General features: G+C 73.2%; 14 protein-coding genes. 4 read left to right on the top strand and 10 right to left on the bottom strand.

The genetic code is table 11. The annotated features are described in order from the left end of the window. Positions 1-107 precede the first annotated feature (107 nt). A complete protein-coding gene (locus tag JAP66_RS03940; protein ID WP_199430173.1) occupies positions 108-989 on the top strand; it encodes a type VII secretion protein EccE in 882 nt (293 codons plus the stop codon). 6 nt (positions 990-995) lie between these two features. Here the strand turns inward: JAP66_RS03940 and nadC are convergent, their stop codons facing one another. The 3 genes from nadC to nadA are packed head-to-tail and all read right to left on the bottom strand — an operon-like array spanning position 996 to position 4,494. Then, positions 996-1,850 (bottom strand): carboxylating nicotinate-nucleotide diphosphorylase, encoded by an 855-nt coding sequence (gene nadC, locus JAP66_RS03945; RefSeq protein ID WP_307849426.1) that lies wholly within the window; start codon positions 1,848-1,850, stop codon positions 996-998. Next, entirely contained in the window at positions 1,847-3,490 is a 1,644-nt protein-coding gene (locus JAP66_RS03950) for an L-aspartate oxidase (protein WP_199430174.1), read from the bottom strand. Before JAP66_RS03950 ends, nadC begins: the two co-directional genes overlap by 4 nt. Continuing rightward, a complete protein-coding gene (gene nadA / locus JAP66_RS03955) occupies positions 3,487-4,494 on the bottom strand; it encodes a quinolinate synthase NadA (RefSeq protein WP_199430175.1) in 1,008 nt (335 codons plus the stop codon). The genes JAP66_RS03950 and nadA overlap by 4 nt, the downstream gene beginning before the upstream one ends. A gap of 80 nt (positions 4,495-4,574) precedes the next feature. Between nadA and JAP66_RS03960 the strand changes: the two genes are divergently transcribed. Both JAP66_RS03960 and JAP66_RS03965 read left to right on the top strand, forming a co-directional pair. Next, positions 4,575-5,282 carry an NUDIX hydrolase gene (locus JAP66_RS03960; protein WP_210769708.1) on the top strand — a complete coding sequence of 236 codons (708 nt, stop codon included), beginning with the start codon at positions 4,575-4,577 and terminating at the stop codon, positions 5,280-5,282. A 9-nt stretch (positions 5,283-5,291) separates the two neighbouring features. Further along, a complete protein-coding gene (locus tag JAP66_RS03965; RefSeq protein WP_199430177.1) occupies positions 5,292-6,005 on the top strand; it encodes an LON peptidase substrate-binding domain-containing protein in 714 nt (237 codons plus the stop codon). A gap of 68 nt (positions 6,006-6,073) precedes the next feature. On the opposite strand, the gene JAP66_RS03970 is transcribed toward JAP66_RS03965, so the two are convergent. The 7 genes from JAP66_RS03970 to JAP66_RS03995 all read right to left on the bottom strand — a co-directional run bounded on the left by JAP66_RS03970 (position 6,074) and on the right by JAP66_RS03995 (position 13,856). Next, positions 6,074-6,625 (bottom strand): DUF2567 domain-containing protein, encoded by a 552-nt coding sequence (locus JAP66_RS03970; protein ID WP_307849427.1) that lies wholly within the window; start codon positions 6,623-6,625, stop codon positions 6,074-6,076. 44 nt (positions 6,626-6,669) lie between these two features. Continuing rightward, positions 6,670-6,891: a biotin synthase auxiliary protein BsaP gene (bsaP, locus tag JAP66_RS31980; protein ID WP_235998748.1), complete on the bottom strand. Its 222-nt coding sequence runs from the start codon at positions 6,889-6,891 to the stop codon at positions 6,670-6,672. Beyond that, positions 6,888-7,916, bottom strand: a complete 1,029-nt coding sequence (bioB, locus tag JAP66_RS03975; protein WP_199430178.1) for a biotin synthase BioB — start codon at positions 7,914-7,916, stop codon at positions 6,888-6,890. Before bioB ends, bsaP begins: the two co-directional genes overlap by 4 nt. Positions 7,917-7,995: 79 nt before the next feature. Beyond that, a complete protein-coding gene (bioD, locus tag JAP66_RS03980; protein WP_199430179.1) occupies positions 7,996-8,718 on the bottom strand; it encodes a dethiobiotin synthase in 723 nt (240 codons plus the stop codon). Positions 8,719-8,763: 45 nt separating this feature from the next. Next, entirely contained in the window at positions 8,764-11,046 is a 2,283-nt protein-coding gene (locus JAP66_RS03985) for a bifunctional SulP family inorganic anion transporter/carbonic anhydrase (protein ID WP_199430180.1), read from the bottom strand. Between the two features lie 292 nt (positions 11,047-11,338). Beyond that, complete coding sequence (locus JAP66_RS03990) at positions 11,339-12,619, bottom strand: adenosylmethionine--8-amino-7-oxononanoate transaminase (protein ID WP_199430181.1); 1,281 nt, start codon at positions 12,617-12,619, stop codon at positions 11,339-11,341. A 10-nt stretch (positions 12,620-12,629) separates the two neighbouring features. Next, the gene (locus tag JAP66_RS03995) at positions 12,630-13,856 is read right to left on the bottom strand and encodes a cytochrome P450 family protein (RefSeq protein ID WP_199430601.1); all 1,227 of its coding nucleotides are present in this window, start codon (positions 13,854-13,856) and stop codon (positions 12,630-12,632) included. Positions 13,857-13,934: 78 nt separating this feature from the next. Between JAP66_RS03995 and JAP66_RS04000 the strand changes: the two genes are divergently transcribed. Continuing rightward, positions 13,935-14,591, top strand: a complete 657-nt coding sequence (locus tag JAP66_RS04000; RefSeq protein WP_199430182.1) for a nucleoside/nucleotide kinase family protein — start codon at positions 13,935-13,937, stop codon at positions 14,589-14,591. Positions 14,592-14,594: the final 3 nt, after the last annotated feature.

Here is a 14,594-nt window from a genome sequence, read left to right on the forward strand (position 1 = left end):
CGGAAAGGCTAACCGACCACCCGGTCTGTGGGGAATTCCTCCGGCAGTGCGGCACGTGGCCGTCGTCTACGGTGGCGGAGGAAACCAGGCAAGGACCAGGAGTCGCCGTGGATGTCGACGTGCTGGCCCCACTGGTGGCTCTGCTGGCCGCGGCCGCGTCGATCCGGGTGACCGGGCAGCGGGTGGCGCACTGGGTCGTCACGTGGGTCGGCTACCGCCTGCGCCAGCACGACGACCGGGCGCCGCTGAGCACCGTGCGGATCCGGTCGCACACCGGTGCGCTCGGCGCGCCGCTCGGGATGGCCGCGATCGGGGACACCTGGACGGCCGTGGTGCGGCTGACCGGGCCGGCCACGGACCTCGGCACCGCCCTGCGAGCGCTGCGCGCGGCGTACGGGCAGTCCGACATCCCGCTGGTGAGCGCGCAGCTGGTGGTGTGGACGGGCACGGGCGAGCGGGTGTGCTGGCTCGCCGTCCGCTACCGGACGGCGGACGCGCCGCTGGCCACGCTCGTCAGGGGCGGCGGTGAGCGCGGTGCCCAGCGCGCGACGGTCGCGGCCGCACTCGCCGTCTCCTGCGCACTCACCGAGGCGGGGTGCCCGAACACCGTGCTGACGGCCGATGAGCTCTCCGCCGATCTGGTACTGGCGCTCGGTGCGCCGGAGGAGCCGGCCGGTACCGGCGAGCCGGTCGAGAGCTGGCGGCACTGGGCGGGCGGTGGCGTTCCCCAGGTGTGCTTCCGGCCGCCGTCCGGCCTCGACCCGGTACGACTGCTCGGCACCGTCGTGCCGGGCGCCGCGTTCACCACGACCTCGCTCACCCTGCGCCGCCTGCATTCGGGTGCGGTACGCGAGGAACTGCTCCTGCGGCTCGGCCTGCGCCCTGCGGCGGGGGACGAAGGCGCGGTCGCGGGGATCGGCGTGCCGCTCGTGCCGCTGCACGGCAGGCACCGCCCGTACGTGCGCCGGACGCTGCCGCTCGCGCTGTGAGCGTGGCTACCGCAGGTCCATCCCGATGTCGAGCGCCGGCGCCGAGTGCGTGAGCGCGCCGACCGCGAGGTAGTCGACACCGGACTCGGCGTAGGCCCGCGCGTTCTCCAGGCGAAGGCCGCCCGAGGCCTCCAGCCGTGTCTTCGCCGACGAGGAGTCCCGCAGCCGGACCGCCCGCGCGCACTCCGCGGGGGTGAAGTTGTCGAGCAGCACCTCGTCGGCTCCGGCGGCGAGCGCCTCCGCGAGCTGGTCGAGATCGTCCACCTCGACCTCGCAGGCCAGCCCGGCCGCGTGCTCCCTGGCCAGCCGCAGCGCCTCGGTGACCGACCCGGCCGCGACCACGTGGTTGTCCTTGATCAGCACCGCGTCGCCGAGCCCGAGCCGGTGGTTGACCCCGCCGCCGCAGCGGACCGCGTACTTCTCGAGCAGCCGCAGGCCGGGCAGGGTCTTGCGGGAGTCCCGGACAGAGCAGCCGGTGCCCGCCACGGCGTGCACCCAGGCCGCCGTGGCGGTCGCGACGCCGGAGAGGTGACAGAGCAGGTTGAGCGCCGTCCGCTCGGCGGTGAGCAGGCCGCGCACGCTGCCGCGCACCACCAGGGCGGGCTCCCCGGCGTCGAGCGCGCTGCCGTCGGCCCGTTCGGCCAGCACCGTGTACCGCTCGGCCAGCACCGCGTCGAACACCGCGCGCGCCACCGGGACGCCCGCGAGGACACCCGGGGTGCGCGGGGTCAGCTCGGCCGTCGCCGTGGCGTCGGCGGGCACGGTCGCCTCGGTGGTGGCGTCCGGCCCGTAGCGCAGGTCCTCCTCCAGTGCGGTGCCGACCACCCGGCGCAGGTCCGCCGGATCGAGCTCGCCGTTCACGAGGCCGCCTCCACGATCTTCTCGGCGAGCACCGGCTGCCCGGACGGGCTCAGCCGGAGCGGCTGGCTGTGCCGCCAGGCCGCGTCGTCGCGCCCCGGATGGTCCGTGCGCACGTGGCAGCCCCTGGACTCGGTGCGCCGCGCCGCGGCCGCGATCAGCGCCGCGGCCACCAGCGTCAGCGCCGCGTCCTCGACCGCCTCCTGCGTCCACAACGGACTGTCCACGCTCGACAGGTCGAGCACCGAACCGGCCACGGCCAGCCCTTCGGCGTCCCGGCCGATGGCGGCGTAGCGGCTCATCACCCGTTGCAGCGAGTCACGTTCGGCCACCGGGGCGACGTCGGTCTCCGGCGGCTGCCCGAGGCGTGGATCGGCACACGCACCGGCCGCCAGGTCGGCGGCGACCGCCTCGGCCGCTCGCTCCCCCAGCACGAGCCCTTCCAGCAGGCTGTTCGACGCCAGCCGGTTCGCTCCGTGCAGGCCGGTGCGGGCCACCTCGCCGGCCGCGTACAGGCCGGTCACGGTGGTGCGCCCGTCGATGCCGGTCACCACGCCGCCGCAGGCGAAGTGCGCGGCCGGGGTCACCGGAATCGGCTGCCGCGCCGGGTCGACCCCGGCCGCGGCGCAGGCCGCGTGCACCGTCGGGAACCGCCGCGCGAAGCCGGGGACGGCGGTGGCATCGAGATAGACGTGGTCGTCCACGCCGCCCGGTGCCTGTGCCATCCGGCGGGTGATCGCCGCCGAAACGACGTCGCGCGGGGCCAGGTCACCGAGCGGGTGGACCCCGCGCATCACCGGCGCGCCGGTCGCGTCGACGAGCACGGCACCCTCCCCGCGCACGGCCTCCGTGACGAGCGGGCAGCGTCCCCGCGCACCGCGCGTGTAGAGCACGGTGGGATGAAACTGCACGAACTCGACGTCCGCGGCGAGCGCCCCGGCCCGCAGCGCGAGCGCCAGCCCGTCGCCGGTGGCGACCTCCGGGTTGGACGTGGCCTGGTAGAGCTGGCCCAGCCCGCCCGTGGCGACCAGCACCGCGGGCGCGCGCAGCACGCCCGGCACGCCGTGCGGGTCGAGCACCGTCACGCCGGCCACCTCGCCGAGCGGGGTGCGCAGGGCGTCGACGGCCACGTGCCGCTCCAGCACGGGAACCCGGCGGCCCCCGGCCTCGGCGACGAGCGCGCGCTCGACCTCGGCTCCGGTCGCGTCGCCACCCGCGTGCACCACACGCAACGCGCTGTGCCCGCCCTCCCGGGTGCGGGCGAGCCCGGTGGAGCTCGCGTCGAACCGTGCGCCGAGCGCGCGCAGCCTGGCTACGGCGGCCGGTCCGGCCCCGACGATGTCGCGGACGGCGGCGGCGTCGCAGAGCCCGGCACCGGCGGTGACGGTGTCCGCCGCGTGTGCGGCCACCGAGTCACCGTCGTCGTGCTCGCCGTCGAGCACGACGGCGACACCACCCTGCGCCCACCTGGTGTTGCCGTCGTCGACGGCGGCCTTGGTCACCACGAGCACCCGCAGCCCGAGCTGCCTGGCCCGCAGGGCCGCCGTGAGCCCGGCGACCCCGCTGCCGAGCACGACCAGATCGGCGCGGGCCTCCCACTGCGCGCAGGTTTTCGACTGTGAGGTAAAAACCGGTCCGGTCATTCGCCGCCGCCCGGCTTGCCGATCTCGATCATCCGCCGCACCGACGCCCGCGCCCTGGCGGCCGTCTCGGTGTCGACGTGCACCTCGTCGGCGCCTTCGCGCAGCGAGCGCAGCAGCGCCGCCGGGGTGATCATCTTCATGTAGCGGCAGGAAGCACGGTCGTTGACCGCGCGGAAGTCGATCTCCGGAGCGGCCTTGCGCAGCTGGTGCAGCATGCCGATCTCGGTGGCGACCAGCACCGAGCGCGCCTTGGTGTCGCGGGCGGCGTGCAGCATGTCCCCCGTGGAGAGGATCTTCACCTTGTCCTTCGGCACGGCGCCCTCACCGGCGAGGTAGAGCGCCGAGGTGGCACAGCCGCACTCGGGATGGATGAACAGGTCGGCGTCCGGGTCCGCCGCGGCGCGCTCCGCCAGCTCGGGCCCGTTGATCCCGGCGTGCACGTGGCACTCGCCCGCCCAGATGTACAGGTTCTCCCTGCCGGTCTCGCGCTTGACGTGCGCACCGAGGAACTGGTCCGGGCAGAACAGCACGTCCCGACCGGCGGGAATCGAGGCCACCACGTCCACCGCGTTCGAGGAGGTGCAGCAGATGTCGGTCTCGGCCTTCACCTCGGCGGTGGTGTTGACGTAGGAGACCACCACCGCGCCGGGGTGCTCGGCCTTCCACTCGCGCAGCTGCGCACCGGTGATCGAGTCGGCGAGCGAGCAGCCGGCCCGCGCGTCCGGGATGAGCACCGTCTTCTCCGGCGCCAGGATCTTCGCGGTCTCGGCCATGAAGTGGACGCCGCAGAAGACGATCGTGCTCGCCTCGCTGGCCGCGGCGATGCGGCTGAGCGCGAGCGAGTCACCGGTGTGGTCGGCGATCTCCTGGATCTCCGGCACCTGGTAGTTGTGCGCGAGCAGCACAGCGTCGCGTTCGCGGGCGAGCCTGCGCACCTCCTCGGCCCACGCCGCGTCCGCCTCGACGCCGCCGTACGGAACGAGGTCCTCGGCCTGCAAGGTCATGTGCGCCCCTCCTGGCTGTCGCAGGGGTTTTCGCCTTATAATCGAAAACCGTGCGTTCTCATATTAACAGCAGCGCCCCCCTGGCACACGAGGTCCTTGCGGCCGTCCTGCAGGTGCGTTACGACACACGCCCCGCCACGCTGCACGTCCTGCTGTGGCGCCGCGCCCTGGACCCGCACATCGGGCGCTGGTCGCTGCCGGGTGGCCGGCTGCGGCCGGACGAGGACGTCGAGACGTCGATCCGGCGCCAGCTCGCCGAGAAGGTGGACGTCAAGCAGCTCTCGCACGTCGAGCAGCTCGCGGTGTTCAGCGCGCCGGACCGGGTGCCCGGCCCGCGTGTGGTCGCCACGGCGTTCCTCGGCCTGGTGCCCTACGGGGCCGATCCCGAGGTGCCCGAGGACACCGCGTGGCACCCGGTGGACGCGCTCCCCCGCACCGCGTTCGACCACGAGGCGATCGTGCTGCGGGCGCGCGAGCGGCTGCGCGCGAAGCTGAGCTACACCAACATCGGCTTCGCGCTCGCCCCCGCGGAGTTCACGATCTCGGCACTGCGCGAGCTCTACTCGGCGGCGCTCGGCTACCGGGTATCGGCGACCAACCTGCAACGGGTGCTGGCCCGCCGCGGACTCCTCGAACCCACCGGCGGCACGGCACCCTCGGGCCGGGCGGGCGGCAGGCCGGCCGCGCTGTACTCCTTCGTCCAGGACGGCATGCAGGTGACCGACCCGTTCGCGGTCTTCCGGCCACCGTCACCACGCGAACGGGCGAACCGGCGGCGAACGCCGTAACGTGTGGGCGTGGCCGACACGACACCGGAAAGCGAGCGGACGACGTTGCCGTTGTTCCCGCTGCAGACGGTGCTGCTGCCGGGCGCGCACCTGCCCCTGCACATCTTCGAGCCCCGTTACCGGCAGCTCATCGTGGACCTGATCACCGAAACGGTCCCCGACCGGCTGTTCGGCGTGCTCGCGATCAAGACGTCGATGGTGCGCGAGGTCGAGGAGCTCGAACACGTCCACGAGATCGGCTGCGCGGCGCGGCTGCGGGAGGCGGAGCGTCTGCCGGACGGCCGGTTCGACATCATCAGCACCGGGCACCGGCGGTTCAGGCTGCTCTCGATCGACAGCAGGTCGGCCCCGTACCTGCTCGGCACCGTCGAGTGGCTCGACGACGTCGCGCTCCCGGCAGGCAGCGCCGAGGCGGCCGCCCAGCTCGGCGAGGCGGTCAAGGCCGCGCACCGGCGGTACTGCGCCGCGGCGTGGGAGCACGACGACTGGCAGTTGCCTCCGGAGGACACCGATACCGCGCGACTGGCCTACCTGCTCGCCACCGACTGCCTGCTCCCGCTGCCGGACCGGCAGGCGCTGCTCGAAGAACGCCAGCCGCTGCGCAGGCTCAGCCTCGCGTGCCGGCTGCTGAAAAGGGAGGCGGGTTTCCTGTCCGCACTGCACGCCGTGCCGCCGCCGCCCGGCGAGCTCGCCGAACCCGTCAAACCGGCCCACCTCAACTAGCCCGCCTCGTGAGTGGCTACGCGAGTTCTAACTCGCGTAGCCACTCACGAGAGGTGGCGGGTGTGGCGTCAGCCCAGGCGGCGGCCGAGGTCCTCGCGGCCGTTCCACGCGGCGAGCACGCCGTAGCCGAGCGCGGTGGCCAGCGGCTGCGCGAGCAGGCCCCAGCCGGTCTCCAGCACGGGCGCCCGCTCCACCACGTCCCCGAGCCCGGGCGGCTCGGCGACCGCGTAGCGGCTCTCGGCGAACGCGATTCCCATCCGTGCCGCGAGCCAGGCGGCGAAGAGCGCGCCGGCGACCGCGGCGAGCAGCACGACGGGCCCGCGCCGCTCGCGCAGTAGCCACACGGCGGCGCCGGTGAGCAGACCCGCCGCCAATCCGAGCAGCAGGAAGATCGCGAGGTCGTCGAAGCGGTGCCAGCTCTCCAGTTGCAGCGGCACCGGATCGCGGTCGGCGGAGACCACCCGCAGGCGTTGCGGCGGCGCGAGCTGCGCCCAGATCCAGCCGAGCGGGATGCCGAGTAGCGCCACCATGGAGAACACGCTGAGCGCGGGCAGCACGTCGGCCTTGACGACGACCTTCGGCCGCCGCGACCCGACCGCGGTGAACACCGACTCACCCACTACCAGCCTCCGTCCGCGACTCTCCCCCGGGTTTCCGGGCGAGCCTAGTTGGTCGCGGGAGCGTCCGCCGAGGAGGCTTCGCCGTGGCGGCTGCAGCGGGCCTGCCACCCACTCGGGGTGACCTGGACGACCATCCTGCGCGCGCACCGCGGGCAGAACCGCGGCGGCTCCAGTGCCGTGCGGGAGTTGTGGCACGACACGTGCCCGGTGTCCGCCGGCTGTCCGCAGTGGACACAGAAGGAGTCGTTGCGGGCAGGACCGGTCATATCGTCTCGCTCAGTGCCTTGATCGGCATCTTCAGGCCGGACAGCATCTCCAGGTCCTGTTCGGCGGGACGGCCGAGGTTGGTCAGGTAGTTGCCGACGATGATCGCGTTGACCCCGCCGAGCATGCCCTGCTCGGCACCGAGGTCGCCGAGGGTCAGCTCACGGCCTCCCGCGAAGCGCAGCATCGTGCGCGGCATGGCGAGCCGGAACGCCGCGACGATCCGCAACGCGTCCTTGCCCTCGATCACCTCGTAGTGCTCGTACGGCGTACCCGGCTGCGGGATGAGGAAGTTCATCGGCACCTCGTGGGGGCCGAGGTCGGCGAGCTGCGCGGCGAACTCGGCGCGCTGCTCGTCGTTCTCCCCCATGCCCACGATGCCGCCGCAGCAGACCTCCATGCCCGCCTCGCGGACCATCCGCAGCGTCTCCCAGCGCTCCTCCCACGTGTGGGTGGTGACCACCGCGGGGAAGTGCGACCGGGCGGTCTCCAGGTTGTGGTTGTACCGGTGCACGCCCATCTCGACGAGCTCGTCGACCTGTTCCTGCGTGAGCATGCCCAGCGAGCAGGCGATCTGGATGTCGTTGCCGGACTCGCGGATCGCCCTGATGCCCTCGCGTACCTGGGACAGCAGCCGGGCGTCGGGCCCCCGCACGGCGGCCACGATGCAGAACTCGGTGGCCCCGGTCTCCGCCGTCTCGGCTGCGGCCTTGACCAGGCCCGGGATGTCGAGCCACGCGGAGCGGACCGGCGTCGGGAACCGGCCGGACTGCGAACAGAAGTGGCAGTCCTCGGGACAGCCACCGGTCTTCACGCTGACGATGCCCTCGACCTCGACCTCGGGCCCGCACCAGCGCATGCGCACCTCGTGGGCGAGAGCGAGCAGGTCGGGCACCTGATCGTCGCCGAGCCGCAACACGTCGAGGATCTGCCGTTCGGACAGCCCGGTGCCTCGTTCGAGAACCTGCTCACGGGCCACCGTGAGAATGTCCGCCTCGGTGGAGGTCTCCTGGGGTGCGACCGTCACGGCATCTCCTTCGGTGCGGGGTCGTTCGCGTGCTCGGTGCAGTGTGACTGACCGATCGAGCCTGACACAGCGATGTGCGTCACGTCGACGCGGAAGCGCTGCCCGCGAAGCAGTCCGGGTCGAACTGGCCCCCGAACCAGGGGGACAGCCCGCGCCGCGCCTCCTCGAGGAACTCGTCCCTGCTCGCGTGGCCGAGCCGCTCGGGCAGCACGCCCAGCAGCGGTGCCCCGGCGGCGACCGGCAGGTCGGCGACGTTGGAGCGGGCTGCCAGGTCGGGCCCGGCCGGCCACGAGCCGATGACCACGCCGAGCACGTTGAGCCCGCGCCGCGTGGCCACCTCCGCGGTGAGCGCGGTGGCGTTGAGCGTGCCGAGGCCGGCCTGCGCGACGATCAGCAGCGGGGCACCGAGCGACCACGCGACGTCGGCCAGCGTTCCGCCGGACGAGTCGAACCGGACGAGCAGCCCGCCTGCCCCCTCGACCAGCACGAGATCGTGCGACGAGTGCAGCTCGGCGGCCGCCCGCGCAGCGTCGGAGGGGGTCACCGGGGGCAGCCCGCTGTTACGGGCCGCTGCCTCCGGGGACAGCGGGTCGGGGTAGCGGCGCAGCTCGCGGGTCGGCACGGCACCGGCGAGCCTGCGCACCTCGGCGAGGTCGCCGGGCTCTTCCGGCGCCACCCCGGTCTGCGCGGGCTTGAGCACCGCGACCGAGTCGCCGCGTTCCCTGGCGAGCGCGGCGATGGCCGCGGTCACCACGGTCTTGCCGACGCCGGTCCCCGTTCCAGAGATCACCAGCACGGTCACGGCTCGACACTAGTCCCGGCCCACCCGCGCACCCTCACCCGGGTTTCACACCAGGTCGGCGGGACGCTGCTCACCGGCGGGCAGGAAGGTGCCGGACTCGGCGTCGAACAGGTACACCTGCGCGCGACCGACGTCGAAGTACATGCCGGTGAGGTGCAGCGCATCCCGGTGCCGCGCCTGCGCGACCACCGGATGAGCCCGCAGGTGTTCCAGTTGCTGCAGGACGTTGTGCAGCGCCAGCCGGTCGGCGTCAGCGTCCGGCTCCCGGCCGCCGAGGGTGAGCGCGCCGGCCGTCGCCTGCCGGTGCAGGGTCGGCGCACCGTGCCCGAGCCAGGTCTCGACCGCGGGCAGGCCCTCCGGCGCCCCCGCCAGCAGCGCGTGCATCGCGCCGCAACCGGAGTGGCCGCACACCACGATCTCGCGCACGCCGAGCACGTGCACCGCGTACTCGATCGGCGCGCTCACCGACGTGTCCGGCCGCGCCGGGTCGCCGGCGTCCGGCACGAAGTTGCCAATGTTGCGGACGGTGAACAGGTCCCCCGGACCGCTGGTGGTGATCATGTTCGGCACGATGCGGGCGTCGGCGCAGGTGATGAACAGGGTGTGCGGCCGCTGGCCCGTGGCGAGCCGGCTCATGGTCTCCTGCATCAGCGGCGCGGTGCGCCACTGGAACTCCGAGGTTCCCCGGCGCATCGGCCCGGTGCCGGGCGGCCCGGTGCGCTGGTCGGGCACGGGCACGCCCGCGTCCTTCGCCTGCCACTCCGACCACGGCGCGAGCCAGCGGGGCAGTACCGGCTTGGCCGCGCCCCGGCGCACGGTGGGCTCGGCGGACTTGCCGCGTTCGAACCACGGGTGCCCGATCTCGTCGACCACCACGGTGCCACCCGCGCGCTCGTGCGCATGCTGCCAGTCGGAGAGGCAGTCGAACGCCGCGTGGTCCAGGTAGTCGACCACCAGCTCCAGCGTCACCGTGCCGCCTCGCGGCATCGAACTGAGCACTGTGGACAGACGCGGCACGGAGAGGAACGTCAGCGCACCGTGGATGATGATCCTGCGCCGCTGCCCCGAGCCCTCCGCGTGGATGCCGGACCACATCGTCCTGCGCAGCATCAGCGCGAGCGAGAGAGCGATGCCGATCAGGACGCCGGTGAGCAGGTCGATCGCCACCACCCCGGCAAGGGTCACCAGGTACAGCGGCAGATCGCCGTGCTTGAGCACCTGCCGGATGTGCTGCACGTCGACCAGCTTGGCGCCGACGTAGACGAGGAGCCCGGCCAGCGCGGCCAGCGGGATGCTCTCGATGAGACCGGCGAGCACGACGGTGAACAGCAGTACCCACGCGCCGTGCAACACGGCCGAGGCCCGGCTGCGGGCGCCCGCGGCGACGTTGGTCGAGCTGCGCACGATCACGCCGGTGACGGGCAGCCCGCCGGCGGCACCGGACACCATGTTGGCCACACCCTGGCCGACGAGCTCCCGGTTGAGGTTGGACCGCGGCCCGGTGTGCATCCGGTCGACCGCCACCGCGCAGAGCAGTGACTCCACGCTCGCGATGAGCGCGATGGTCACGATCGCCAGCCCGACCTCGAACCAGCCCGCGTCCGGCAGCTCCGGCGCGAACTCGATCGCGAGCAGGTCGCCGGGCAGGCTGACGCGGTCCAGTGCCATGCCGGTGACGCTCGCCAGCACGGTGACGGCGGTGATCGCGGCGAGCGGTCCGGGAACCCGGCGCATCGGGGCGGGCAGCCTGCCCCAGCCGAGCAGGATCGCGATCGTCAGCAGACCGATCAGCGCGGCCGTGTCGTGGTGGCCGACCACCTGGCCCGGCAGCGCGGCGATGTTGTCGATCGCGGAACTCTGCGGAGCACCGCCGAGCACGATGTGCAGCTGCCCCAGCACCAGCGTCACCCCGATACCGGCGAGCATGCCGTGCACGATCGCGGGCGAGATCGCGAGCGCGGCGCGGGCCACCCGGCTGAGCCCGAGCAGGATCTGCAGCGCACCGGCCACCACGGTGATGGCGCAGGTGGCCGCCCAGCCGAACCGGTCGATGGTCTCGGCGAGCACCACGGTGAGCCCGGCGGCGGGCCCGCTGACCTGCAGCACCGAGCCGCCGAGCAAACCGGCGACGACACCGCCGACGATGGCCGCGACCAGCCCCGCGACGATCGGGGCGCCCGAGGCGAGCGCGATGCCCAGCGACAGTGGCACCGCCACGAGGAAGACCACGAGCGACGCGGGCAGGTCGTGTCGCAGCACGCTCGCCAGCGCCAGCCTTGGCCTCGTACGTGGCCTGCCGGCCCGGTCGGGGCCGACCTCCCCCGTCATGCTGAACCTCCTCGTCGTCCGGTGCGGTTCTTGATCACCAGATAACCGGAGGTCGTGTGAAATGTCCGCTACCCAGAAAACCCCTCATGTTTCGGCGAACGCGCCGTGATCACGAAGGGCCCATCACCAGGCGCGCCCGAGCCACGAAACGTGTGCGGGGTCTCACTCGATCCATATAGGACATGAGGCGAATCGTGGCACTGGGTGGTCAACCCACGACGTGCGAACCCGGTAACGCGGGGACCGAACTGGATCAGGTGATTTTGGTCCGTGACCCCTCCGGGCCGCGCGATCACGCCGTTCGCGCGGCCTCGACGATGGCGCGCGTGACCAGCGCGAGGTCGGCGTCGCCGGTCACGTACGGCGGCATCGTGTAGAGCATGTCCCGGAACGGCCGCAGCCACACCCCGAGCCCGGTGACCACGCGGGTGGCCTCGGCCATGTCGACGTCGTGGTCGAGCTGCACCACGCCGATGGCGCCGAGCACGCGCACGTCCACCACACCGGGCAGCTCGGCCGCGGGCGCGAGCCCCTGCCGCAGCGCGTCCTCGATCCGGCGCACGTCGGCCTGCCAGTCCCGTTCGAGCAGCAGGCCGATCGAGGCGTTCGCCACCGCGGAAGCCAGCGGGTTGCCCATGAACGTCGGTCCGTGCGCGAGCACCGGCACCTCGCCGGTGGAGATACCGCGCGCGACCTCCCCGGTGCACAGCGCCGCGGCCATCGTGAGGTAGCCGCCGGTGAGCGCCTTGCCCACGCACAGCACGTCCGGCGTCACCCCGGCGTGCTCGGCGGCGAACAGCCGTCCGGTTCGCCCGAACCCGGTCGCGATCTCGTCGAAGACCAGCAGCACCCCGTGCCGTTCGGTGATCTCGCGCAGCGCCCGCAGGTACGCCGGGTGGTGGAACCGCATGCCACCGGCGCCCTGGACCACCGGCTCGACGACAACGGCTGCCAGCTCGTCCGCGTGCCGCTCGACGGTTTCGGCCAGCATCTCCACATAGGACTCGTCGGGGGTGGCACCGAAGTCGGCCGGGGGTGCGGGCACGAACAGCTGCTCGGGCAGGACACCGCGCCACAGCGAGTGCATGCCGCCGTCGGGATCGCACACGCTCATCGGGTGGAACGTGTCGCCGTGGTAGCCGCCCCGCCAGGTGAGCAGCCTGCGCTTGCCGCCACGTCCCAGCGAGCGCCAGTACTGCAGGCACATCTTGACGGCGACCTCGACCGAGACCGACCCGGAGTCGCACAGGAACACGTGCCGCAACCCCTCCGGCGTGATGTCGGCGAGCGTGCTCGCCAGCCGGATCGCCGGTTCGTGGGTCAGCCCGCCGAACATGACGTGGCTCATCCGCCCGGCCTGGTCGGTCAGCGCAGCATCCAGCACGGGGTGCCGGTAGCCGTGGATCGCCGACCACCACGACGACATGCCGTCGACCAGCTCCCGCCCGTCGGCGAGCCGCAGCCGCACCCCGGACGCCTCGCTGACCAGCAGGGGCGGGACCTGGCCGGGCATGGGTCCGTACGGGTGCCACACGTGTTCGGCGTCGAGCGCGAGGAGGTCGTCCGCGGCCATGCCTGGCACTCTACGTCTGCAGGCGCACCGGCAACTCCTGCAGGCCGCGGATGAGGGTGCTGTCCCGCCAGCGCAGCGTCTCCGGTTCCGCGACCAGCCGCAGGCCGCCGTAGCGAGCGAGCAGGCGGCCGATGGCGATCTCGCCCTCCAGCCGGGCCAGCGGCGCGCCGAGGCAGTAGTGGATGCCGTGCCCGAACGCGAGGTGCCCGCCCGCCGGGCGGGTGATGTCGAGGCGGTCCGGATCGCCGAACCGCGCCGGATCGCGGTCGGCGGCCAGCAGCGAGATCATGACGAACTCCTCCGCCGGGATCTCGGTGCCGCCCACCGGCACCGGTTCGGTGGTGAACCGCAGTGTCGCGATGTGCACCGGCCCCTCGTAGCGGAGGAACTCCTCGACCGCGTTCGGCAGCAGCGCCGGGTCGGCCCGCAGCGCGGCGAGCTGGCCGGGCTCGCGCAGCAGCGCAAGCACGCCGTTGCCGATGAGGTTCACCGTCGTCTCGTGCCCGGCGACCAGGAGCAGGAACGCCATCGAGACGAGCTCCTCCTCGGAGAGCGCGTCCCCCTCGTCGGTCGCGTGCACGAGGGCCGAGAGCAGGTCGTCGGTCGGTGCCGCGCGCTTGCGCGCGACGAGCTCGGCGAGGTAGGCGGCCATGTGCCCGGCCGCGTGGTCGAACTGCTCCGGCGTCGCCGTGTCGAGGAGCGTGCCAGACCACGCCCGGAAGTCGCCTCGCGCGTCGTCCGGGACGCCGAGCAGCTCGCAGATCACCGTGATCGGCAGCGGGAACGCGAACGCCTCCAGCAGGTCCACCTCGCGGGCACCGGCCATGTCGTCGAGCAGGCGGTCGGCGATCTCCTCGATACGCGGCCGCAGCCGCGCGACGGTCCTCGCGGTGAAGGCCTTCCCGACCAGCTTGCGCAGCCGCGTGTGATCCGGCGGATCGGAGTTCAGCATGTGCGCGGCCAGTGAACGGGACAGCGGCGTCGATCGGTCTCCGGTCGTGGTGAGCCTGCGCTCGAAGACCGCACTCGCCCGGGCGCTGTCCTTGCTCAGCCGGTGATCGGCGAGCAGCGTCCTGGCATCGGCGTACCCGGTGACCAGCCACACTCGCAGGCCCCGCGGCATGATCACCGGCCGCACCGGGGCCTCCGCTCGCAGCAGGCGCGAGACCTCGTGCGGGTCCTGCAGGAACTCCGCGCCGAGCTGGAGCGGCTCGTCCTCGGTTCCGGTCGTCTGCATCGCTTGCCCCCAGTTGTTCGTCGCGCCGGTGATCTCCACGATGCCACCGCCGGGCGGGTAGTTGCTAGCGTGCCGGGCATGCCGTCGAGCGCCCGCTACCGGCCGATCACGTGGGAACGGCTCGTCGGCGAGCTCGCCGACCGGATCGCTGCCACGCCGGGCGAGCAGTGGGCGCGGGTGGCCGTCGACGGCACCGCGGGCGCGGCCGACGCCGCGGGCCTCGCCGACGCGCTGGTCGACCCGCTGCGCGTCCGGGGCAGGCAGGTGCTGCGGGTATCGGCGTGGGACTTCCTGCGGCCGGCTTCGCTGCGCCTCGAACGCGGCAGGCACGATCCGGACGCCCGTTACGACGACTGGCTCGACACGGGAGCGCTGCGCCGCGAGGTGCTCGACCCGCTCGCACCCGGCGGCACCGGTGTGGTGCTGCCCGCGCTGTGGGACCGCGAACGCGACCGCGCGCACCGGCTCGCTCGCGTCGCGCTGCCCGTGGGAGCGGTGCTGTTGCTCGACGGGGAGCTGCTGCTGGGCCGTGGGCTGGCCTTCGACCTCACCGTGCACCTGTGGCTCTCCCCCGCCGCGCTCGACCGGCGGGTTCCGGAGGAGAGCCGCTGGGCGTTGCCAGCCTACGAGCGCTACGAGCGGGAGGCCACGCCCGCCGAGACGGCCAACGTCGTCGTCCGCGCCGACCACCCGGCGAGCCCCGCCCTCCGCGAAGCGCCGCCTCACCACTCGTGAGTG

Source organism: Qaidamihabitans albus, from assembly GCF_016464705.1.
In the GTDB taxonomy this organism is placed as follows: domain Bacteria; phylum Actinomycetota; class Actinomycetes; order Mycobacteriales; family Pseudonocardiaceae; genus Qaidamihabitans; species Qaidamihabitans albus.